Annotated in this window: 23 protein-coding genes and 1 tRNA gene; 11 read left to right on the top strand and 13 right to left on the bottom strand. The window is 63.6% G+C overall.

Annotated elements, in window-relative coordinates; all coding sequences use genetic code 11:
* Window positions 1-193 precede the first annotated feature (193 nt).
* A complete protein-coding gene (locus FJ956_RS16250; RefSeq protein WP_140680227.1) occupies window positions 194-1312 on the top strand; it encodes a DUF2157 domain-containing protein in 1119 nt (372 codons plus the stop codon).
* On the top strand, window positions 1309-1890 hold the full coding sequence (locus FJ956_RS16245) for a GDYXXLXY domain-containing protein (RefSeq protein ID WP_140680235.1): 582 nt from the start codon (window positions 1309-1311) through the stop codon (window positions 1888-1890). Before FJ956_RS16250 ends, FJ956_RS16245 begins: the two co-directional genes overlap by 4 nt.
* Before the next feature lie 115 nt (window positions 1891-2005).
* Here the strand turns inward: FJ956_RS16245 and FJ956_RS16240 are convergent.
* Window positions 2006-2090, bottom strand: a tRNA-Leu gene (locus FJ956_RS16240).
* Between the two features lie 443 nt (window positions 2091-2533).
* Here FJ956_RS16240 and tig point away from each other — a divergent pair.
* A complete protein-coding gene (gene tig / locus FJ956_RS16235; protein WP_140680248.1) occupies window positions 2534-4018 on the top strand; it encodes a trigger factor in 1485 nt (494 codons plus the stop codon).
* A gap of 177 nt (window positions 4019-4195) precedes the next feature.
* Window positions 4196-4723 carry a hypothetical protein gene (locus FJ956_RS16230; RefSeq protein ID WP_246681611.1) on the top strand — a complete coding sequence of 176 codons (528 nt, stop codon included), beginning with the start codon at window positions 4196-4198 and terminating at the stop codon, window positions 4721-4723.
* 8 nt (window positions 4724-4731) lie between these two features.
* Here FJ956_RS16230 and FJ956_RS31015 read toward each other — a convergent pair whose 3' ends face one another.
* On the bottom strand, window positions 4732-5031 hold the full coding sequence (locus FJ956_RS31015; RefSeq protein WP_140680262.1) for an isochorismatase family protein: 300 nt from the start codon (window positions 5029-5031) through the stop codon (window positions 4732-4734).
* 130 nt (window positions 5032-5161) lie between these two features.
* Between FJ956_RS31015 and FJ956_RS16220 the strand changes: the two genes are divergently transcribed.
* Window positions 5162-5542, top strand: a complete 381-nt coding sequence (locus FJ956_RS16220; protein ID WP_140680269.1) for a cytochrome c family protein — start codon at window positions 5162-5164, stop codon at window positions 5540-5542.
* A 388-nt stretch (window positions 5543-5930) separates the two neighbouring features.
* Window positions 5931-6749 carry a DUF2189 domain-containing protein gene (locus tag FJ956_RS16215; RefSeq protein ID WP_140680276.1) on the top strand — a complete coding sequence of 273 codons (819 nt, stop codon included), beginning with the start codon at window positions 5931-5933 and terminating at the stop codon, window positions 6747-6749.
* A 42-nt stretch (window positions 6750-6791) separates the two neighbouring features.
* Here FJ956_RS16215 and FJ956_RS16210 read toward each other — a convergent pair whose 3' ends face one another.
* The 8 genes from FJ956_RS16210 to map all read right to left on the bottom strand — a co-directional run bounded on the left by FJ956_RS16210 (window position 6792) and on the right by map (window position 13745).
* Window positions 6792-7265, bottom strand: coding sequence for an aminoacyl-tRNA deacylase (locus FJ956_RS16210; RefSeq protein WP_140680283.1), 474 nt, complete (start codon window positions 7263-7265; stop codon window positions 6792-6794).
* Between the two features lie 80 nt (window positions 7266-7345).
* A complete protein-coding gene (locus FJ956_RS16205; RefSeq protein ID WP_140680290.1) occupies window positions 7346-7747 on the bottom strand; it encodes a cytochrome C oxidase subunit IV family protein in 402 nt (133 codons plus the stop codon).
* 26 nt (window positions 7748-7773) lie between these two features.
* Window positions 7774-8493: a heme-copper oxidase subunit III family protein gene (locus tag FJ956_RS16200; RefSeq protein WP_140680297.1), complete on the bottom strand. Its 720-nt coding sequence runs from the start codon at window positions 8491-8493 to the stop codon at window positions 7774-7776.
* Between the two features lie 10 nt (window positions 8494-8503).
* On the bottom strand, window positions 8504-9208 hold the full coding sequence (locus FJ956_RS16195) for a cytochrome c oxidase subunit 3 (RefSeq protein ID WP_140680304.1): 705 nt from the start codon (window positions 9206-9208) through the stop codon (window positions 8504-8506).
* Window positions 9205-10974 carry a cytochrome c oxidase subunit I gene (gene ctaD / locus FJ956_RS16190; RefSeq protein WP_140680311.1) on the bottom strand — a complete coding sequence of 590 codons (1770 nt, stop codon included), beginning with the start codon at window positions 10972-10974 and terminating at the stop codon, window positions 9205-9207. The genes FJ956_RS16195 and ctaD overlap by 4 nt, the downstream gene beginning before the upstream one ends.
* 17 nt (window positions 10975-10991) lie before the next feature.
* Window positions 10992-11879, bottom strand: a complete 888-nt coding sequence (locus FJ956_RS16185; RefSeq protein ID WP_140680318.1) for a cytochrome c oxidase subunit II — start codon at window positions 11877-11879, stop codon at window positions 10992-10994.
* A 142-nt stretch (window positions 11880-12021) separates the two neighbouring features.
* Window positions 12022-12783, bottom strand: a complete 762-nt coding sequence (gene radC / locus FJ956_RS16180; protein ID WP_140680324.1) for a DNA repair protein RadC — start codon at window positions 12781-12783, stop codon at window positions 12022-12024.
* A gap of 134 nt (window positions 12784-12917) precedes the next feature.
* Window positions 12918-13745, bottom strand: coding sequence for a type I methionyl aminopeptidase (gene map, locus FJ956_RS16175; RefSeq protein WP_140680331.1), 828 nt, complete (start codon window positions 13743-13745; stop codon window positions 12918-12920).
* Window positions 13746-13915: 170 nt separating this feature from the next.
* Between map and FJ956_RS16170 the strand changes: the two genes are divergently transcribed.
* From FJ956_RS16170 to FJ956_RS16155, 4 genes are all read left to right on the top strand, one after another.
* Window positions 13916-14311, top strand: coding sequence for a hypothetical protein (locus tag FJ956_RS16170; protein WP_140680338.1), 396 nt, complete (start codon window positions 13916-13918; stop codon window positions 14309-14311).
* Between the two features lie 114 nt (window positions 14312-14425).
* Entirely contained in the window at window positions 14426-14662 is a 237-nt protein-coding gene (locus tag FJ956_RS16165; RefSeq protein WP_140680345.1) for a hypothetical protein, read from the top strand.
* Between the two features lie 146 nt (window positions 14663-14808).
* Complete coding sequence (locus tag FJ956_RS16160) at window positions 14809-15780, top strand: ABC transporter substrate-binding protein (RefSeq protein ID WP_140680353.1); 972 nt, start codon at window positions 14809-14811, stop codon at window positions 15778-15780.
* Between the two features lie 82 nt (window positions 15781-15862).
* A complete protein-coding gene (locus tag FJ956_RS16155) occupies window positions 15863-17545 on the top strand; it encodes an iron ABC transporter permease (protein WP_140680422.1) in 1683 nt (560 codons plus the stop codon).
* Here the strand turns inward: FJ956_RS16155 and FJ956_RS16150 are convergent, their stop codons facing one another.
* Window positions 17546-18589, bottom strand: a complete 1044-nt coding sequence (locus FJ956_RS16150) for an ABC transporter ATP-binding protein (RefSeq protein WP_140680359.1) — start codon at window positions 18587-18589, stop codon at window positions 17546-17548.
* A gap of 214 nt (window positions 18590-18803) precedes the next feature.
* Here FJ956_RS16150 and FJ956_RS16145 point away from each other — a divergent pair, with 214 nt between their 5' ends.
* Window positions 18804-19109, top strand: a complete 306-nt coding sequence (locus FJ956_RS16145; RefSeq protein ID WP_140680367.1) for a DUF982 domain-containing protein — start codon at window positions 18804-18806, stop codon at window positions 19107-19109.
* 30 nt (window positions 19110-19139) lie between these two features.
* On the opposite strand, the gene FJ956_RS16140 is transcribed toward FJ956_RS16145, so the two are convergent.
* Both FJ956_RS16140 and FJ956_RS16135 read right to left on the bottom strand, forming a co-directional pair.
* Window positions 19140-19826, bottom strand: a complete 687-nt coding sequence (locus FJ956_RS16140; protein WP_140680375.1) for an aspartyl/asparaginyl beta-hydroxylase domain-containing protein — start codon at window positions 19824-19826, stop codon at window positions 19140-19142.
* A 95-nt stretch (window positions 19827-19921) separates the two neighbouring features.
* On the bottom strand, window positions 19922-21415 hold the full coding sequence (locus FJ956_RS16135) for an efflux transporter outer membrane subunit (RefSeq protein ID WP_140680382.1): 1494 nt from the start codon (window positions 21413-21415) through the stop codon (window positions 19922-19924).
* Window positions 21416-21421: the final 6 nt, after the last annotated feature.

Here is a 21421-nt window from a genome sequence, read left to right as displayed (position 1 = left end):
TGTACGAACAGAAAATAGGTCGGATCATATCGGTTTAAAAGTGCCGTTGGCGCATGGCAGCAATGCAAATTGTGCAATGCAACATTAACGGCCATTCACGCCTGCGTCACAAAGAAGGCCGAATCGGAAAATGCCGCCCCGTCAACGGTTTGGCTGTTCCGGCTGAGGAAATGACCAGGCTTCGGGGGAAAGCATGGCGGGCTATACAGCGCGGGTAAGGGCGGATATCGCCCGCTGGCGGGAGAGAGAGCTGATCGATCCCGCCACGGCGGAGGCATTGACGCGCGACGTCGCCGCCAACGAGCGCGCGTCGCTGAGTTTCGGCTCCATCCTGGCGATGATGGCGACGCTTTTGTTCGGCGCGGCGATCCTGATTTTCGTCGCCGCCAATTGGGAGGCTATCCCGCGTGTCGTTCGCGTGGCGGCGCTTTTCGCCGTCATCCTGGCTGGCTATGTCGGCGGCGCTGTGCTGAAGACGCGCGACCATGACGCGATCGGCGAGGCGCTGTGGATCGTCGCCGCCGCCGCCTTCGGCGGCTCGATCGCGCTCATCGGCCAGATGTATCACCTCTCGGGCGACGAGGCCTCGGCGCTGTTGACATGGTGCGCCGGCACGGCGCTGGCGGCGGTGGCGCTGCGTTCCAACCCGCTGACCGTGGCGGCGGTCGGCATTGCCGACGCCTGGCTGGTCCTCAAGGGGTTCGGCTTCTACTGGCGCGCGGAGATCCCGCATCTCTTCATCGTCATGGCGGTCGTGCTGTTCGCCATTTCGTTCTGGACGCGCAGCCGGGCCGCGCGCCACCTCATCATTCTTTCTGTCATTCTCTATCTGGTTTTGCTGGCGACGGATCACGACACGTTGCCGGTGGCGGTTTCGCTCGCCGTCGTATCGGCGCTGCTGTTTGCCGCTTCGGTCTTTACGGGCGATCCGATCGACAGGATCCTTCAGCTCGGCGGCCGGCTGCCCTTGCACGCCTTGTTCGGTTTCCTCACCGGCATGGCGATCGTCCAGTTCGAGCTGGCGGATGAAAGCACCTACAACAGCGGTTTCGCCGTCGCCTCGATCGTGGCGCTTGCCGGCATCGTGGCGGCGATCATGCTGGCTGGCCGCGAGAGCAGGGGGCTGCGCTGGCTGGCCTATGCCGGCTTCGCCTTCGAACTCGCCATCATCTATGGGGTCACCTTGCGGTCGATGCTCGATACGGCCGGATTCTTCCTGGCCGCGGCCGTGCTGCTCGGCATCCTGGCGCTGGTCATCATCCGCATCGAGAAGCGCATGAAAGCGCCTGCCCAGACAGGAGCAACGACATGACCGGCAAGAAACTGATCATCGCGGCGCTGGTGCTGGCGCTTGTCCAGATCGGCTTTCTCAGCTGGATCATCGCCGGCCGCGCCGCGATCCTGCGCAGCGGCAAGGAAGTGCTGCTGAAGGTCCAACCGGTCGACCCGCGCGATCTCCTGCGCGGCGACTATGTCTCGCTCAGCAACAACATTTCGCGAATCCCGGTGAAGCTGATCGCCGACATTCCGCAAGGCAAGTTTTCCAGCGACGACGGCTCGATCATGGTGCGGTTGAAGAAGGGCGCGGACGGCTACTGGCAGCCGATGGCGGCCTGGTTCGGCAAAGCACCGGCCCCGGCGGGCGCGGACGAGGCGGATATCGCCGGGCATGTCGCCGCGGGCTGGGATCTTCGCAGCCCCGGCATGACGATCGCGCCGGACTACGGGATCGATCGCTTCTATGTGCCGGAAGGTGAAGGCATGGCGATCCAAGACGACATGCGCGTGCGGCCGTTCGGCATCAAGCTCGCGCTCGCGGCCGACGGCACGGCGCAGATCAAGGCGCTGATGGATGGCGACAAGACGCTGTTCGAGGAGCCGCTTTACTAGCGCCTTGGGTTGGCACTGACAGCGCCGGTCCTCCTTCGCCAAGGCTTCGGAGGACACCTTCGGCTCTTCGAGCCTCAGGTGGTGGCCTGCCATCCGAAGCTCGAAGAGCGAAGGATGGTGCGGATGAAGGGACTCGAACCCCCACGCCTTTCGGCACTGGAACCTAAATCCAGGGCGTCTACCAATTCCGCCACATCCGCTTTCCCCGGCAATCCCATGTAGCCATCATTCTGTCAATGTCGGCGCCCAAGTCATGCCTATCCAGTTAAAAGCGCGTCGCGTCGAAATGGATTCAGGTGACGCGCTTAAGTCCTTTGATGCATGCCGTTCGCCCAAAACCGCTGCGCAACTTTGGGCGGCATGCATTGAAGCGAAGATGGTTGAAAATTAGCCTAGCCTGTGACAAAAGGCGTGTCGAATGTGACGGAATGTGAATTTCCGCCTCTGCAAGGTGCGAAAAGTTATAGGAAAAACAAGAACTTATTCGCATTTGGCAAGGCGCAGTTCAGGAGGATTTGAACCGCATTAGCGGTCAAATCGCCAGGTTCCGTCCCAAAAGCCATTTCCGGCAAGATCATACCGGCAGGCTGTAAACGGCTAAGAACCGTTTGGCAGTCTCATTGTTGAAAACAAAGGTTCTAGGATGCAGGTCACCGAAACGCTCAACTCCGGTCTCAAGCGCGAGATCAAGATCACCGTGCCGGCCGGTGACATGGAAGCCAAGCTGATGGCGCGGCTGACCGACGCCCGCGACAAGGTGCGCATCAACGGCTTCCGCCCGGGCAAGGTACCGGTGCAGCACCTGCGCAAGATGTACGGCAAGTCGTTCATGGCCGAGGTCGTCAACGAGATCCTCAACGACTCGACCCGTTCGATCATTTCGGGGCGCGGCGAAAAGGCCGCCATGCAGCCCGAAGTGATCATGACCGAGGACGAGAAAGAGGCCGAGAAGATCCTGGCCGGTGGCGCCGATTTCGAATTCAGCCTCAACTACGAAGTCATCCCGCCGATCGAGATCAAGGATTTCTCCGACATCAAGGTGACGCGTCAGGTCTATGACGTGCCGGACACGGAAGTCGAGGATCAGGTCAAGCGCGTCGCGGAATCGGCGCGCAGCTACGAACCGAAGACCGGCAAGGCCGCCGAGGGCGACCGGGTCAGCATCGATTATGTCGGCAAGATCGGCGGCGAGGCTTTCGCCGGCGGCGCCGGCACCGACCAGCCGCTGGTGCTCGGCTCCAAGGAGTTCATCCCGGGCTTCGAGGACCAGCTGATCGGCGCGAAGGCCGGCGACGAGAAACAGGTCACCGTCACGTTCCCGGAAAACTACCAGGCGGCGCATCTGGCCGGCAAGGAAGCCACCTTCGACGTCACAGTCAAGGAAGTGTCGGCGCCCGGCGCGCTCGAGGTCAATGACGAGACGGCCAAGAATCTCGGGCTGGAATCGCTCGAGCGCCTGCGCGAGATCGTGCGCGGCCAGATCGAGAACCAGTTCGGCTCGATGACCCGCCAGAAGGTGAAGCGCCAGCTGCTCGACCAGCTCGACGCGTCCTACTCGTTCGAAGCGCCCTCCAAGCTCGTCGAGGCCGAGTTCAACAACATCTGGGCCCAGGTCAACCGCGACCTCGAAGCCGCAGGCCGCACTTTCGCCGACGAAGAGACGACGGAAGAAGAGGCGCGCGCCGAATATATGCGCCTTGCCGAACGCCGCGTGCGCCTTGGCCTCGTGCTTGCCGAGATCGGCGAAAAGGCCGGCGTCACCGTGTCGGACGAGGAACTGCAGCGCGGCCTGTTCGAGCAGGTGCGCCGCTTCCCGGCCAACCAGCAGCAGGAAGCCTTCGAGTATTATCGCAGCAACCCGGAAGCCATCAACGCGCTGCGCGCGCCGATGTTCGAGGAGAAGGTGGTCGACTATCTGCTCGGCCAGATCTCGGTCGACGACGTCAAGGTCGGCAAGGACGAGCTGATGGCCGACGACGACGAGGCCGAGACCGCGACCAAGGCGAAGCCGGCCAAGAAGGCCTCGTCGAAGAAGGCCGAGGCAAAGGCGGACGAAGCCACCGACGAGGCGGAAGAGCCGAAGAAGAAGGCCGCGCCGAAAAAGAAAACCGCCAAGGAAGCCGAGTAACAGCTTCCAATCCATCGATTTCAAAAGGCCGCCTCCGGGCGGCCTTTTTCGTGTTGAGGTACTTCATTGTGGCGGCGCGGCAACACTGACAACTTGTCTTGATGGCCCACCGCTGGCGATACGGAGCGTTGAATATTATCTGCGCTTCATCGCATGCGCGGGTGTTTGGAGGCATTGGTGAGGCTGGGGTTCATGATGAGGGACGTGGTCGTCGCCGCGGCGCTCTTGTTTGCCGCGGCCGCCGGTGCCGCCCGGGCCGAGCCGGATCTCGGCAACTGGAGCGTTGGCGCCGGCGACGACGGCCGGATCACGGCATCGCTGCATGCCAGCAACAAGCTGATCACCGGCGGCGGGGCCTTGGGTTACAGTCCTGTGCTGACCCTGGCTTGCCGGCCCGATGGCGAACCACGCTGGAGCGAGTGGCTCCAGCTCAACGATGCCGTCTCCGCCAGCCGCAAGATCACCATCTCCGTCGTGGTCGACGGCGGCGGCAAAACCGATGAAAGCTGGTCGGTCGGCCCGCGCGGCAGAATGCTGGTCAGGGACGGGGACGACGGCATCAGGCGTCTGGCTTCAGCGAACCGGCTGACGCTGTCGTGGCGCTTCGGCCTCCTGTCGGGACGCGGCGAGGCCGATTTCGAACTCGCGGGCCTCTCCGAAGCGATCGGACAGATCGCGGCAAGCTGCAAAACCGATCCGCCCTGATCCACTGCTTAGAACAGGCTTTCCAGTTCTGCGGCCGTCATCACCCGCCCGAACACCTTGCCGACGATGGCGAGCGTCGCGTTGTGCGAGGCCTCGTCCAGCCCGCCATTGGCATCTCTGACGAAAGCCACCTTGTAGTCACTCATGAAGGCGCTGCGGGCCGTCGATTCGCAGCAGATGCTGGTTCCCAGTGGTTTGAGGCGGCTGCTGTCCTGTGTCGTATCCGGTCGAAATGGCCGAAGGCCACCCGCCCGTCGCTCACGGCCTAAACCTCCGCAAAGGCTGGGTTTTCTATGTATTGGGATCATTCTGTGGTATGTAGATGCCGCAGTTCCACTGAAGAGACGCGAACAATCCGCTGTACCATGCAGGGCACAAAAGCGAGGCCGGTGTGGAGCGGCTTCGTCCGACGTAAGTGACCATCAGGGAGGAAATGCGATGCGTGCAATCGCGCTTTTCATTGTCTTGTCCGCAACGACCTTCTTCGCAAGTCCATCGCAGGCGCAGGATGCCGCAGCGGGCGAAAAGGTCTTCACCAAGTGCAAGGTCTGCCACATTGCCGACCAGGACCAGAACAGGATCGGCACGTCCCTGCATGGTGTCATCGGGCGTGTCGCGGGCACGCATCCCGATTTCACCTATTCCGCGGCCATGATCGCGGCCGGAAAATCCGGCATCAAATGGGACGAACCGACCCTGACGACCTACCTTCACGCCCCCCAGGCAATGGTCAAAGGGACGAAGATGACATTTCCCGGCCTCAAGGACGATAAGGACATAGCCAACGTCATCGCTTACCTGAAACAGTTTTCCAAGTAGGCGCCGTTGCGGGCCCTATCTGGGTGGTCGCCCGCCGAAGGAAAGAGGACCGGCAATTGCGCTGTTGAGATGCCGCGCGCTCCGTGCCGTCACGCCGGCAGCGCAAAGAACCCCAACAGCAGCAGAATGACTATGCCAAGACCGAGTATGAGAAGCGTCCGCGTATCCATGACGTTCACCTTCGCCGCTTGAGAATACCGAAAAAGAACCTGTGGAGCCAGCATGCTGCTGCGGCCGACCATTGGCCGGCGCCGACAGAGAGGCGACAAATCGGGCGCAAAGGAGTATGTTGGCGGTAGTGCAGGTTGCGGTTTGCGTGAACCAGTCACGCAGAGCGGTAGCACAGTGAAATCCGCGACCTTGCCGGACCCGATCTGGAGGAACGGCCATGGCAAGCTTTCACGTGATTGCAGGCGCCAGCGAAACGCTGGAGCGTACCAAGGTGAGAAAGATCGGCGTTTCCGATCTTTTCGATGCGCTCAGGCGCGGTGTCGACGACTTCATGATCAAACCCTCGCACATCGTGTTTCTGTGCATGATCTATCCACTTGTCGGTGTGGTGCTTGCCACCTGGACATCGGGAGCAAACACGCTGCCGCTGCTGTTTCCACTGGTGTCAGGTTTTGCGCTGATCGGGCCGCTCGCGGCGATCGGCCTCTATGAGATCAGCCGCCGGCGCGAAGCCGGGCTAGATGCTTCCTGGAAACATGCTTTCGAGGTCAGGAATTCTCCGGCGCTGCCGGCCATTGCCGCGGTCGGCATCATGCTGTTTGCGATCTTCATCACCTGGCTTTTAACTGCCAAGTTTTTCTACGAGTACCTGTTCGGCCCCGAGCCGCCGGCGTCACTGTCCGGTTTCATCGCCCAGATATTCGCCACCGGGCGCGGCTGGACGCTGATCTTGCTGGGTCACGCGATCGGGTTCGTATTCGCCGTGGTCGTGTTGTGCACCACAGTGGTCGCTTTCCCGCTGCTGCTCGATCGCGACGTCGGTGCCTATGAAGCCATCCACACTTCGGTGCGGGTGGTCCTGGCTAACCCGATTGTGATGGCCGTCTGGGGACTTATCGTCGCCATCGGGCTGATCATCGGCTCGCTGCCCGTGTTCGTGGGGCTGGCGGTCGTGCTGCCGATCCTTGGCCATGCCACCTGGCACGTGTACCGCAAGGTGGTGGAGCCGCCGGCTGGCCCCAGACCGGCGAACTGAGCAAGTCCCTGTATTGCGTGCCGGCAACACCACCGGTGCCGTTCAGTAAGCCCGGTGGCTGAACCGCGCCTGACGCGCGCCCGTGGTCAGGTTGCGGAAATCGTTGCCGCTGACATGCACAAGCGTCTTGTGGTCGCCGCCCTCGAAATAGATATCGGCGACATCGCCCAGGCTTTCGTCCAGAATGACCGGCACGTCATAGGCCGCGCCGATCGGCGGTATGGCGCCGATGTCGCAATCGTCGAAGAGCGATACCACCTCATCCTCGGAAGCGAGCCCGAGGCGTCTGTCCATGACGTCCTGTAGCTTGCCGAGCTCGATCCTATGGGTGCTTGGCACCACAGCCAGCGCATAGCCGAGCTCGTGGTGAACGACCACGGACTTTGCCATGATGCTGCCGGGCACGTGCGCGGCAATAGCGGCTTGCCTGCTGGTGGCGGTTCGATGGTGTGCGACGGTGTCGTACGGGATTCCCTTGCCGTCGATAAAATCCTTCAGCCTGTTTGCCATCGTCATTGTCCGCGTCCTTTGCTTGAGTTCACGGTGCATGCGCCAAACCAAATGGACCGGTGTCCTGCTGTTTTTGGCGGCACCCGTCAGGGACCGGGCCCGAAAAACGCGATACGGGTCAGCAGCGTATAATCGGCCTCAAAGACCATCATCGTCACGAAGACCAGCACCAGTATCGGCGGCAGGATGATCGCATACATCATTGCCAGCCGCTCCCAGGCCATGTGCATGAAGACGGCGACGATCAGTCCCGCCTTGAGCATCATGAAGATCAGGATCAGCGACCATCTGGGATAGCCGTGGATGCCGAAATAGTCGACCAGATAGGAGCAGGTGCTGAGAATGAACAGCCATGCCCAGACCACCAAGTAGAGCTTGATCGGGTGCTCCTGATGGACCTCGGCGTGAGCGGCCGTAGCAGCCGCATCCTGCGCATGGGCGGCGTGCAGCGCGTGTTGTCCGAGACCGTTTGCGGTTGCTTCAGCCATATCGTCCTCTCAACAAAGCCTGCCTTTCACCAAAGATAGAAGAAGGCGAAGATGAACACCCAGACCAGGTCGACGAAATGCCAGTAGAGGCCCATGATCTCGACATTCTCGTAGCGGCCCCGGCGGCTGGTGAAGAAGCCGGGACGGCCGGTGTCGAAGTCGCCACGCCAGACTTTTCGCGCCACGATGATGAGGAAGATCACGCCGATCGTCACGTGCGTGCCGTGGAAACCGGTGATCATGAAGAAGCATGAGCCGAACTGCGCGGCTCCCCAGGGATTGCCCCAGGGCCGTACCCCTTCGGTGATCAGCTTGGTCCATTCGAAGGCCTGCATGCCGACGAATGTTGCGCCAAGCGCAGCGGTCAACAGCATCAGGATCGCGGTCTTGCGGCGGTCGCGGCGGTAGCCGAAATTGACCGCCATGGCCATGGTGCCGCTGCTCGAGATCAGCACGAAGGTCATGATGGCGATAAGGATCAGCGGGATCTCCTGGCCGCCTATGCGCAAGGCAAAGACCTCGCTCGGATTCGGCCAGGGCACGCGTGTCGACATGCGGGCGGTCATATAGGAGAGCAGGAAGCAGCCGAAGATGAACGTGTCGCTGAGCAGGAAGATCCACATCATGGCCTTGCCCCAGGACACGTTTTTGAACGCGCGCTGATCCGAGGCCCAGTCGGCGGCGATCCCGCGCAAGCCTTGGGGGCGATCCAACGGGCTGGTATGCGTCAGTGTCGTTTCGGCCATCGCCAGTCTCCTAGGTGAGCAGCCGCTGGCAAATGCTCACGAACGTTGCCGCCCAGCCGGCCAGAACGGCGAAGATGCAGAGCCAGACGAAAAGCAGGAAATGCCAATACATGGCGCAGAGCTCGACGCTGAGGCGCAGCCGCTCCGGCCGCGCTCCGTTCCAGGCGCCGGCGCTCGTCCTGCCAAGGCCGACCAGCCCGCCCAGTATATGCAGGCCATGCATTGCCGTGATCAAATAGAAGAAGCTGTTGGCCGGGTTGGAGGCCAACAGGTAGCCGTCCTCGGTCAGCTGCCGCCAGGCCACCAACTGGCCGGCGAGGAAGGCGAGGGCGGTCAGTCCCGCCGTTGCAAGGCCGAGCCTGACCATGTCCATCTGGCCCCTGCGTGCGGCGACCACGGCACATTGCAGCGCGACGCTGCTCAGCACCAGCACGCCGGTGTTCAGCCAGAGCAGGCGCGGCAGCGGCAGCGGCCGCCAGTCGGACAGGCCCATGCGCATGAAATAGGCGCTGACAAACAGCGAAAACAGGCAGCCGACGACCGCCAGGAAGACACCGAGGCCGATCTTGGCGGTGGGCAGGGCCGACCGGCCGAGACCGACGAATTCCTCGGCCAGGCCTTGCTCCAGCCACGGCTTAGCCGTCAACCGCTGGTGCGAGAGCCACCAGCCGGCAAAGCCGGCGACCACCAGTAGAAAGACGAGGATGACGCTCATGCCGGCTCCCTTGAGGGGGCGAAGTCGCCCGGCACGTTCTGCGGGATGAAGTCCTCCTTGGCGCCCGGCACGCTGTAGTCATAGGCCCATCGATAGACGATCGGCAGCTCCTTGCCGAAATTGCCGTGCGCCGGCGGCGTCTGCGGTGTCTGCCATTCGAGCGTGGTCGCACGCCACGGGTTGCCGCCGGCCTCGCGGCCATGGCGGATGCTCCAGATCAGGTTGAACAGGAAAACCAGCTGCGCGAAGCCGACGACGAAGGCCATGATGGAGATGAACGAGTTCAGATGACGGGCCGACTCCGTCATGATGGTCATGTCGGTCAGTTCGGCGTAGCGCCGCGGAATGCCCATCAGGCCGAGATAGTGCATCGGGAAGAAGATCAGGTAGGCGCCCAGGAAGGTTACCCAAAAGTGGAACTTGCCGAGCGCTTCGTTCAGCATCCGTCCGGTGACCTTCGGATACCAGTGATAGATCGCGCCGAAGATCACCAGGATCGGCGCGACGCCCATGACCATGTGGAAATGGGCGACGACGAACATGGTGTCCGAAAGCGGCACGTCGACAACGACATTGCCGAGGAACAGCCCGGTTAGGCCGCCATTGACGAAGGTGACGATGAAGGCGAGCGCGAACAGCATCGGGACGGTGAGGTGGATGTCGCCGCGCCACAGCGTCAGGACCCAGTTATACACCTTGATCGCCGTCGGGATGGCGATGATCAAGGTGGTGGTGGCGAAGAAGAAGCCGAAATAGGGATGCATGCCGCTGACATACATGTGATGCGCCCAGACAACGAAGCTCAGGGCGCCGATGGCGATGATCGCCCAGACCATCATTCGGTAGCCGAAGATGTTCTTGCGCGCATGCGTGCTGATCAGGTCGGAGACGATACCGAAGGCCGGCAGGGCCACGATGTAGACCTCCGGGTGGCCGAAGAACCAGAACAGGTGCTGGAATAGGATCGGGCTGCCGCCATTGTGCTGCAGCTGCTCGCCCATCTCGACAATCGCCGGCATGAAGAATGAGGTGCCGAGCACGCGGTCGAGCAGCATCATAACGCAAGCGACAAACAGCGCCGGGAAGGCGAGCAACGCCATGACGGTGGCGGTGAAGATGCCCCAGACGGTGAGCGGCAGACGCATCAACGTCATGCCGCGCGTGCGCCCCTGCAGCACCGTCACCACATAGTTCAGGCCGCCCATGGTGAAACCGATGATGAACAGGATGAGCGAGGAGAGCATCAGGATGATGCCCCAGTCCTGGCCGCCGGGCGTGCCGGTCATGATGGCCTGCGGCGGGTAGAGGGTCCAGCCGGCGCCGGTCGGTCCGCCCGGCGCGAAGAAGCTCGACACCAGCACGAGCACGGCGAGCAGATAGATCCAGTAGCTCAGCATGTTGACATAGGGAAACACCATGTCGCGGGCGCCGACCATCAGCGGGATCAGGTAGTTGCCGAAGCCGCCGAGGAAGAGCGCGGTGAGCAGGTAGATCACCATGATCATGCCGTGCATGGTGATGAACTGGTAATAGGCCTCCGGGGTGATGAAATCGAACGTGCCGGGAAAGCCTAGCTGCAGGCGCATCAGCCAGGACAGAACCAGCGCCACAAGTCCGATCGCGGTTGCCGTTGCCGAGTACTGGACCGCGATGACCTTCGCGTCCTGCGAGAAGACGTATTTCGTCCACCAGCTGTGCGGATGGTAGAGTTCCATCTCCCCGACTTCGGCGGGAGGAACGGCATCTGCGGGTGTGACGTCGACCATCGGAGCACCTCCGTGCCCTATTGTGCGGACCTCGAGAGTTTCGAGTTTGCCGCTACGCCCAGATTGGACGCTATTGCCTCTCCTGGCAGCGAGTTCGCCGAGCCCGATTGCTGGGGCGCCGACAATTGCGCAAAAGTCTGCTGCTGGCCGAGCCAGGCCAGATAGTCCTGCTCGGTGTCGACCATGACCACGCCATGCATCAGCGGATGTCCCTGGCCGCACAGTTCGGCGCACAAGACCTGGAAAGTACCGGTCCTGATTGGGGTGAACCAGAAATAGGTCACCGAGCCCGGGATCATGTCCATCTTGGCGCGGAATTCCGGGATGTAGAAATCGTGCAAGACATCGATCGAACGCAGCAGCACCTTGACCGGCTTGCCGACCGGCAGATGCAGATCGGCGGCTTCGACCAAGACATCATCCTGGCCGTTCGGGTCTTTGGGGGCCACGCCCAACGGATTGTCAGCGGTGACGTCGCGGGTGTCCGAAGTCCCGAGCTTGCCGTCCTTGCCGGGCAAGCGGAAGCTCCACTGCCACTGCTGGGCGACGACCTCAATCTCGGTCGCATCGCTTGGAACGGTGACGAAGCGGCTCCAGACGAACAGGCCGGGGACCAGCAGGGCAGTGACGCCTGCCGCGGTGACGACCATGAGCCACCATTCGAGCCGCTTGTTCTCCGGTTCGTATGCCGCGCGATTGCCTTCGCGATGCCGGAAGCGGAAGACGCAATAAGCCATGAACAGGACGACCGCGGCAAAGACGATGCCGGTGATCCAGAAGCTGATGATGATGGTGTGGTCGATATAGTCCCAGTTCGAGGCAATGGGCGTCCACCACCATGGGCTCAGGAAGTGGAACAACACTGAGCCCACAACGATTAAAACGAGTACAAGCACAACGGCCATGTCCCGTTCCTCCCGGCATTCGGGAGCGCGAAGCATCCGGAAATGCCAAAGCGCATCATGCTCGATTTCCGGTTGAAATTCCAGAGCCGACTATCCGATTGGCAAAACGTTGCTATTGCGCCCGGAGCTTCGGGCGGGGCCTTCAGATCAGCAGCAGGCCCTTCATCGAGGCGTTGCCCTTGCGGCCGATGATGATGTGGTCGTGGACCGCGATGCCGAGCGGCTTGGCCGTATCGATGATCTGCTTGGTCATCTCGATGTCCGCGCGGGAAGGTGTGGGATCTCCCGAAGGGTGGTTGTGGACCAGGATGACGGCGCTGGCTGAGAGCTCGAGCGCACGCTTCACCACCTCGCGCGGATAGACCGGCGTGTGGTCGACGGTGCCTGTTTGCTGCACCTCGTCGGCGATCAGCCCGTTCTTCTTGTCGAGGAACAGGACGCGGAACTGTTCGCGGGCCTCGAAGGCCATGGCCGAACGGCAATAGTCGAGCAATTGCGTCCAGTTGGACAGGATCTCGCGGCCGCGCACCTCGCCGCGCGCCATGCGCTGGGCGGCGGCGGCGATGACCTTTAGATCGGTCGCGACGGCCGGCCCGATGCCTTTGACTTCCTCGAGCAAGGATGCCGGCGCGCCGAGCACTTCGGCCAGCGAGCCGAAGCGGGCGATCAGCGCCTTGGCGATGGGCTTGGTGTCGACCCGCGGGATCAGCCGGAAGAGCAGCAGCTCGAGCAGTTCATAGTCGGGCAGGGCGTCCGGTCCGCCGGCCACGAAGCGTTCGCGCAGACGGTCGCGATGGCCGTGATAATGGGGCTTTTCTGCTGCCGCGGCCGTTTTCGGCACCATCTTGGGCGGCTCGATCCAGCCTTCGGAAAAGAACGCCCGCTCGTCCTCGACTTTCCCCATGCTCACCCGCTCCCCCTCAGGCTTCGGCTGAAACCTAAAGCAATTCCCGGAAAAGTGTGAAGCGGTTTTCCGTTCGGAATTGCGTGAAACAAGAGGATAGAGCGACCATCGTTTCCATGAAACGATGAACCGCTCTACCCCGGCAGGCCGGGGCGGTCGAGCTTTTTCGGCGACAGCGTGAAGATCTCGCAGCCGGTGTCGGTGACGCCGATCGTGTGCTCATACTGCGCCGACAGCGAGCGGTCGCGCGTGACCGCCGTCCAGCCGTCCGACAGCACCTTCACATGCGGGCGGCCGAGATTGATCATCGGCTCGACCGTGAAGATCATGCCCGGCCGCATCTCGACGCCTTCATTGACGGTGCCGTAATGCAGGATGTTCGGCGCGTCGTGGAAAAGCTGGCCGACGCCATGGCCGCAGAAGTCGCGCACCACCGAGCAGCGCTCGGCCTCGGCATAGGTCTGGATCGCGGCGCCGATGGCGCCTGTACGGGCGCCGGGCTTGATCGCGGCGATGCCGCGCATCAGGCACTCGTAAGTCACCTCGAGCAGGCGCTCGGCTGCGCGCTTGATCGAGCCCACTGGATACATGCGCGAGGAATCGCCGTGCCAGCCGTCGAGGATATAGGTGACGTCGATGTTGACGATGTCGCCTTCCTTCAGCGGCTTGTTGTCGGGAATGCCATGGCAGACGACATGGTTGATCGAGGTGCAGGACGACTTGGTGTAGCCGCGATAATTGAGCGTCGCCGGCAGCGCGCCATTGTCCATGCCGAATTCGAAGACGAAGCGGTCGATCGTTTCCGTCGTCACGCCGGGCTTCACCATCGGCACAAGCTCGTCAAGGCAGCGCGCGGTGAGGTCGCAGGCCTTGCGCATGCCGGCAAAACCTTCCTCGCCATAGAGGCGAATCTGTCCGGTATTTCGAAGGGGGGCCGTGGAGGCGTCGAGATAGGTAACCATTTTTGTCCGTTTGCCGGCGTCGGCTCCAAAGGAGGCGAACGCGAAAATCTTCTCCAGATTTGGCACCGGAAGCCGCAAGGTTCAAGGACGAAGTGCGGTTGCGGCGTCCATTGCGGCTTTCCTCCGGCCATTCCATGGGTTAGGGGCGGTCCTGATATCGGGAGATCGCCTTGACGGCACCTGAACGCGAAAGATCGATGCTGTTGCCGGTCAGGGCCGCCTGCGCGGGCCTGATGGCGCTGCTGATGCTCGCGCTGCTGGGCTTTGCTCAGGCCGAAATCTCCGCATCGGCCGTTTCGCTCCCGGGCACTTCCAGCGTCAGCGCCGCTCGCCAGGGCGACACGATCGCGCTGCTCAGAACGACCGGCAAGGCGCAGGCGCTTGAAGTCCGGGCCGGCCGGCCGCTGCCGATAAAGCTCGTCAGCGGCAATCCAGGCGCGCTCGCCCCCGCATCCGATTTCCTGCTTATCGGCCAGGCGTTGCCGGCTGAGATGGGCGTCGCGCCCGTATCGGGAAGCGCAGCAGCTTCGCGCACCAACCAGCCACGCGCGCCGCCCGCCGCGTAAAGTCTTGGCCGCCGAGCGCGGCGTTCAAATCAAAGACAATTCCTTCGCGTCGCGATCCGGCGACGGCCGCCGGCCGTCCGCCGATTGCGTGCGCGTCAGTTCGGATTCCGTTCAATGCAACGCATCAAGACGTTCAAGACGCTTACCCGCGCGGCGGCCGCGGCCTCTTTTCTGGCAGTCCAGGCGGTAATCTGCATCGGCACCGTCTACTGGGCCGTTGCCGCCACCCTTCGCATGGAAGGAGCGGCGGCGATCGTGCTCGGCGCCATCTTCGCGCTGCCGTCAGCCTATGTGCTGACGGTGGTTGCCCGCATGGCCTATGATGCCGAGACCGACCCGGCCAACCAGTAGCGCCGATGATACGGATTAGGGGCAAGGGCAGGGCGATGCGAGTTGCGTCGTCCTGTCACATAATGGTTATCCTGCGGCCTTACTCAGGTTTTCCAGCCCCGGCGCCTGCCGGACCTTCCCAGCCGTAATCAACAACAGGTATTTCCATGCGCCAGATCGTTCTCGCCGCCCTATTGCTGGCATCCACCGTAGCGGGAGCCGCCGCCGACAGCAGGCTGGTGCTCTACACGAGCCAGCCCAACACCGACGCCCAGCAGACCGTCGACGCCTTCATGGCGAAGAACCCGGGCATCAAGGTCGACTGGGTGCGCGACGGCACGCCGAAGATCCTGGCCAAGCTACATGCCGAGATCGAGGCCGGCCAGCCGCAGGCCGACGTGCTGCTGATCGCCGACGTCGTGACCATGGAAGGCCTGAAGAAGGAGGGCCGGCTGCTGGCCTATCCAGAGGCCAAGGTCGACGGCCTCGACGTGGCGCTCTACGACAAGGACAAGACCTATTTCTCGACCAAGCTGATCACCACCGGCATCGTCTACAACACCAAGGCGCCTTTCGTGCCGACGAGCTGGGAAGATTTGAAGAAGCCGGAAGCCAAGGGCCTGATCGCGATGCCCAGCCCGCTGACCTCGGGCGCCGCGATGATCCATACCGTGACGCTGACGGGCAACCTGCCGGAGGGCTGGGACTATTATGGCGCGCTCGCCAAGAACGGCGCGCAGGCCAGCGGCGGCAATGGCGACGTGCTGAAGGCGGTCAGCGGCGGCGACAAGCTGTTCGGCATGATCGTCGACTACATGCCGATCCGCGAGAAGGCCAAGGGCGCGCCGGTCGAGTTCGTCTTCCCGAAAGAGGGCGTGTCCGCCGTCACCGAGCCGGTCGCCATCCTCTCCACCGCCAAGAACCAGGACGCAGCCAAGGCGTTCGTCGATTTCCTCTTGTCGAAGGACGGGCAGGAAATGGCGGCCAAGATGGGCTACATCCCGGCGCGCGCCGACGTCGCGCTGCCGGCCGGCTATCCGGACCGCGCCTCGATCAAGGTGCTCGGCTATGATGCGGCGGCCGCGCTCGCCAACGATGCCCAGAACAAGGAAAAGTTCAGCGCGGTGATGAGCCGGTAAGCGGCCCGAAAGGGAAGCCTTGGCCTCCGCGGAACATCACATCGCCAAGCGGGGCGTGGCGTCGCCGCGGGCCGGCGGCTTCATGGCGTCAGGCCCGATATTCGGCCAGCGTTTGTCGGCGCTGGCCGTCCTGCTGGTCATCGCCGTGCTCTGCGTGTTGCCGATGGCGCGCCTCGTGCTTGCGGCGATCGCGCCAGGCGGCGAGGCCGATTTCGCAGCCTTCGCCGGGCGGCTTGCCAGCCCTGCCGCGCTCAAGGCGATGTGGCACACGCTGGACACGGCTTTTTTCGGCGCGCTGCTGGCGCTTTGCCTCGGCATTCCGTTCGCCGTCGCAGTGACGATGACCGATCTGCCGGGACGAAAGATCCTCGGGTTTCTTCTGCTCTTACCGTTGATGATCGCGCCGCAGGTCACCGCGCTCGCCTGGCTGCATCTCTTCGGCCCGTCGAGCACGCTGCTCGGCATGCTTGGGCTGGCGCCTGCGCCCGGCAGCGGCAATCCCATGCTTGGCCGCGGCGGCATCATCCTTCTCTATGGCGTTCAGCATGCGCCGATCGTGTTCATCACCATGCGGGCGGGGCTGTCGCGCGTGCCGCGCGATCTGGTCGAGGCGGCGCGCTCCTGCGGCGCGCGGCCGCTCGGCGTATTGCGGACCATCGTGCTGCCCGTCGTGCGGCCCTATGTGGTGGCCGCCGCGGCGCTTGCCTTCGTCTCGGGCGTCGGCAATTTCGGCATACCGGCGCTGCTTGGCATGCCCGTCAACTATCTGACGCTGCCAACCCTGATCTATCAGGACCTGTCGAGTTTTGGCCCGAGCGTGTTGCCGCAGATCGCGGCGCTGTCTGTGCTGGTCGGCGCCCTGGCGCTGGCCGGCATGGTCTTCCAGTCGCTGGCGCTGCGCGGCGCCGGGCATCGCATCGTTGCCGGCACGCCGGCGCAATTCGAGCTCGGAGGCTTGCGCATGCCGCTCGCCGGCGCGGGCTGGCTGGTCATCGGCCTGATCCTCATTCTGCCGGCCTGCGCGTTGCTGGCGACGTCGCTGGTGCCGTCCTTCGGCGTGCCGCTCAGTCCGCGGACGGCAACGATCGCCAACTATGTGGAAGTGCTTGTCCGGCAGGCGTCGACGGCGCGGGCCTTCCGCAATTCGCTGCTCTTTGCCGGCGGCGCGGCGCTTATCCTCGCCCTTGGCGCCATTCCCATGGCCGCGCGGCTCGAACGTTTCGACAAGCGCTGGCGGCGTGTGCTGGGCGGCATCGTCGACCTGCCTTACACAATCCCCGGCGTGGTGCTGGCGATCGCCTGCATCCTTTTGTTCCTGCGGCCGCTGCCGCTGATCGGCAGCCTCTACGCGACCGCGTCGATCATCCTGGTCGCCTATGCGATGCGCTTCCTGACGCTGGCGATGAAACCGGTGACGACCGCCGTCGGGCAGATTCCGCGCGATCTCGAAGAGGCGGCGGCGGTGTCTGGCGCCGGTCCGTTCCGGCGGCTCGCAACGATCACCGCGCCGCTCGCGGCGCCGGCCGCCGTGGCGGGCGGGCTGCTGGTATTCATGAGTGCCTTCAACGAGTTGACGGTCTCGGCGCTGCTGTGGTCGAGCGGCAAGGAAACGCTCGGCGTCGTGCTGTTCAGCCTGGAGGAGGCGGGGCTCGGCACGCAGGCCGCGGCAATCGCTGTGTCCACGATCGTCGTCGTGATCGCGCTGCTTCTGGCGCTTGATCGGCTCGGCCGCCGCTTGCCGGCCGGCGTGTTGCCCTGGCGCTAATCAGGCGCTCGGCACCACCCAAGCGTCCGACACGGCGACATGCACGCGCTGTCCCACCGCCAGTGCCTCGGCGCTGTCGACGAGCAGGTGCTGGCCGGGCTCGGCGAGCGCCAGCCGCACCTCGTGCACCGGCCCGCGATAGACGCTGTCCAGCACCGTCGCGGGCAATCCCTCGGCCGCGATGCGCAAGGCTTCCGGGCGCAGCAGGACCTTGACCGCACCGGCCGGTTTGTCCTGGCTGCGCGCCGTGAGCCGGTGGCCGGCGATATCGATGATCGAGGCCTTGTCCGAATGGCCGACGGTGTTGCCTGAGACCAGGCTGCCGCGACCGACGAAACCGGCAACAGCGGCGTCGGCGGGAGAGCGGTAGATTTCCCGCGGGGGTGCTGCCTGCAGCAGTCGGCCTTTGCTCATCACGGCGACGCGGTCGGCAAGCGCCAGGGCCTCGGCCTGGTCATGCGTGACATAGACGATGGTCGCGCCGGTGCGGCGGTGGATTTCGCGGAAGGCGTCGACCATTGCCGCGCGCAGATGCATGTCGAGATTGGCGAGCGGCTCGTCGAACAGGATGATGCCGGACTCGGCGATCAGGCAGCGGGCCAGCGCCACGCGCTGCCGCTGACCGCCCGACAACTCGTCGATGCGGCGCTTGGCGAAGCCGCCAAGCCCGACGATATCGAGGACCGAAGCGACGCGGGCAGGGATGTGGGCGGAGGGGACATGCCTGGCCTTCAGCGGATAGGCGACGTTTTCGGCGACATCCATATGCGGCCACAGCGCGTAGGATTGGAAAACGACGCCGACATTGCGCGCCTCCGGCGGCAGCTGCCGCTTCGGGTCGGCGACAAGCGCATCGCCAAGGAAAACACAGCCTTCGCTCGGCGCCTCGAAGCCGGCGATCAACCGCAGCATCGTCGTCTTGCCGCAGCCGGAAGGGCCGAGCAGCGCCGTGAAAGATCCCTGCGGAAAGGCCAGCGAAACGCCGTCCAGCGCGGTGGTGCCGCCATAGCGCTTGACCAGAGACTCGACCCGGATTTCGCTCATATTTTCGCCCGCGGCAGCTGTGATGGCCGGCAATACGGTGGAAATCCGGCATTGGCAATGAGCCGGTATCGATCCGGACTGACGCCGATCCGCCGCACCGGCGAACCTAATCTTCACCGCACTGAGGTCACATTTGCGAGTCAGAAGGCCGCAAAAAGCAACTTTTCACATCGAGCGGCGTTGCTCAGGGCTGCGCCAGTTCGGGAGACAGGGAATGGACAGACTGCAATTCGAGGTGCCGGTGCGCATCACGCCCGCGCCCGGCCTGCCGGTCGAGGAAATCTACAGCGTCGAGCAGGCGCTCGATTTCCTGCAGGATTGGCCGAAGCGCCGGCAGGGCAAGGTCTACGAAGCCGCGTTCAACGCCTGCTTCGGCGCGACCGTCGATGTCGCCAGCGCAGAGGAAGCCTGCCGCGCGTTCGCTGCCTTCTGCCGCGTCAGCGGATTGCTGGCGAGAGACGCGATGTTCCCCGGCAAGCCTGGCAGCGGGACAGGGACGTATCGCGAGGCGCGCGCTTAAAGCGCGGCGCTTTGAGCCTTTGCAACTGGTTCAGCCGCCGAACGACACACCACGATAGCGCATCCCAACCTGCACGCCGCGCACGATCACGCGCGACAGGATTTCCATGTCCAGCGGCATTTGCGGACGCCACACGTCGAGGAGGAGAGCCACGCGGGGCTGATCCGAGTTGTTCATAACCTCGTGCTCGAACGTGTCGTCCCATAGCATGCACTCGCCGTCGGCGATGCGCCGTTCCTCGTGATCGATCATCATGATCGTTGCCGGACGGCCGTCCGGCTGTTTCGGGATGACCAGGCCAAGATGGAACCGCATGATGCCGCGAAAAGGTCCGCGGTGCGCCGGGATGTGCTTGTGTGGGGCCAGGAATGAGACAGCCGCCGATTTGACCTCTGGGCACTCCGCAAGCAGCCGGCTCAGGACCGGCATGCGCGCGAGGTTTTCCGGGACCGTCATGTCATAGGCCTTGAGCACGAACATGCGCCAGTCGAGACCGTCATTGGCCGAGACATCGGCCTGCTCCGGCATGATGTCGTGGAAGCGCGGCGCGTTGTTCAGCTTCGCCGCCAGCGCCTCGTCGCGGATATCCCGCCAGGCGGCGGTGAACTTCGCGGCATTGGGAAAATGCGTGCCGGCATCAAGAATGGCCGGTGCATCTATGCGCTTCTCATAGATACGGCGGACCAGATTGGTTCCCAGATCGTAGGCGCCTGACATCTCATTACCTCAACGACGCTGTTATATAGTGTGATATTGCTTGCGGGCATGGCTCACGGGAATTTGTTACGGATAGACAGCGCGACTCACACTGGTCATTGCGTCTTCGATGCCAGTCGCGGACCGGTGCGGACATCGATGATTTCGGGCCTGGCGGTGTCGATCGCGCCGTTCCAGCCGCCGCCGAGCGCCTTGTTGAGGGCTATATAATCGGTGGCAATCGAGACGCGGCTTTGCAGGACAGAGTCGTCGGCGGAATAGGCCGAGCGCTGGGCATCGAGCACGTCGAGAAGGCTGGTCTCGCCAGCCTTGTAGAGCGTTCCTTCAAGCCGCGCGGCATCGCCATAGGACTTCGCGGAGGAGGCGAGCTTGCCGTTTCTGATGCGCTCCTGCGACAGCGAAACCGTGGCGTTTTCCACGTCTTCCAGAGCCGTCAGCACGGCGGCCTTGTAGGTGACGAAAGACTGGTCGCGTTGGGCTTTGGCGACGTCCACGGCCGCCTGCAGTTGGCCGGCGTTGAACAATGGCACGCTGAGCGTCGGGCCAAAGGACCAGCCGATGGTAGAGTTCTTGCCGAGATCGCCGAGCTTGAGAGAAGTGGTGCTGATGTCGCCGGTCAGGCTGACGCTTGGATAACGCGCCGCCTCGGCCTGGCCGATCTTGGCGGTGGACTGCGCATACTGCCGCTCGGCCATGCGCACGTCCGGACGGGTGAGCAGGATGTCGGCCGGGATACCGGTCGGGATCGGCAGGCGCGGCGCCGGGATCGGTGCTGCGCGCTTCAAGCGCTCGGTGAGCGCCGCCGGCGGCCGCCCGGTCAGCACGGAAAGGCGATGCACAGCCTCGGCATAGCTCGCTTCCAGGCTCGGAACGCCGGCTTCCGTGCCGCTTGCCTGTCCATCCGCCTTGGCGACATCCGCCGCGGTCGCCGAGCCGGCCAGAGCCATCGTGCGGGTGAGCTGGGCGGTTTGCCGCTGCGACGCTGCAGAGCGCCGGGCAAGCGCTATGCGGGCCTGATAGCCGCGTGCCTGGACGTAGTTGGAGGTCACGTCGCCAACCAGCGTGAGAAGGGTTGAACGCAGCTCCTCCTCGGAGGCGTCCAGTCCGTAGCTCGCCGCCTCGACGCCCCTGCGGTTGGCGCCGAAGAGGTCGAGTTCCCAGCTGGAATCGAAGCCTGCCTGATACTGGCTGTAGGTCTCGCTGGCCGTCGTTCCCGCGGTGGTGGCCGAAACCTTGTTGCGGGTGGCCGAGGCCGAACCGTCGGCGGATGGAAGCAATGTGCCTACCGACTGGCGGTAGCTCGCCCGTGCCTCGCGGATCTTGGCCTTGGCAGTGGCGACATCGAGATTGCCGGCAACCGCTTCGTCGACAAGCGCGTTCAGCTCGGGGTCGCGCAGGCGCTGCCACCATTTCGATAGCTGTGCCGGCTTGGCCGGCTTCGCCGCCTTCTGCCCGCTCCAGCTCGCCGGCATTGCCAGCAGGGGCTTCTGGTAGTCCGGACCGACGACGCATCCCGAGAGCAGGGCAGCGGCGAACGCGGGCAAAAAGAGCCCCTTCGCGGTCGCGAGACCGCGTTCAAAATCAAACATTTGAGA

This window comes from Mesorhizobium sp. B2-4-3, assembly GCF_006442815.1.
Lineage (GTDB): Bacteria > Pseudomonadota > Alphaproteobacteria > Rhizobiales > Rhizobiaceae > Mesorhizobium.
The sequence above is the reverse complement of the archived record's forward strand: the minus strand, read 5'-3'. Positions and strand labels throughout refer to the sequence as shown.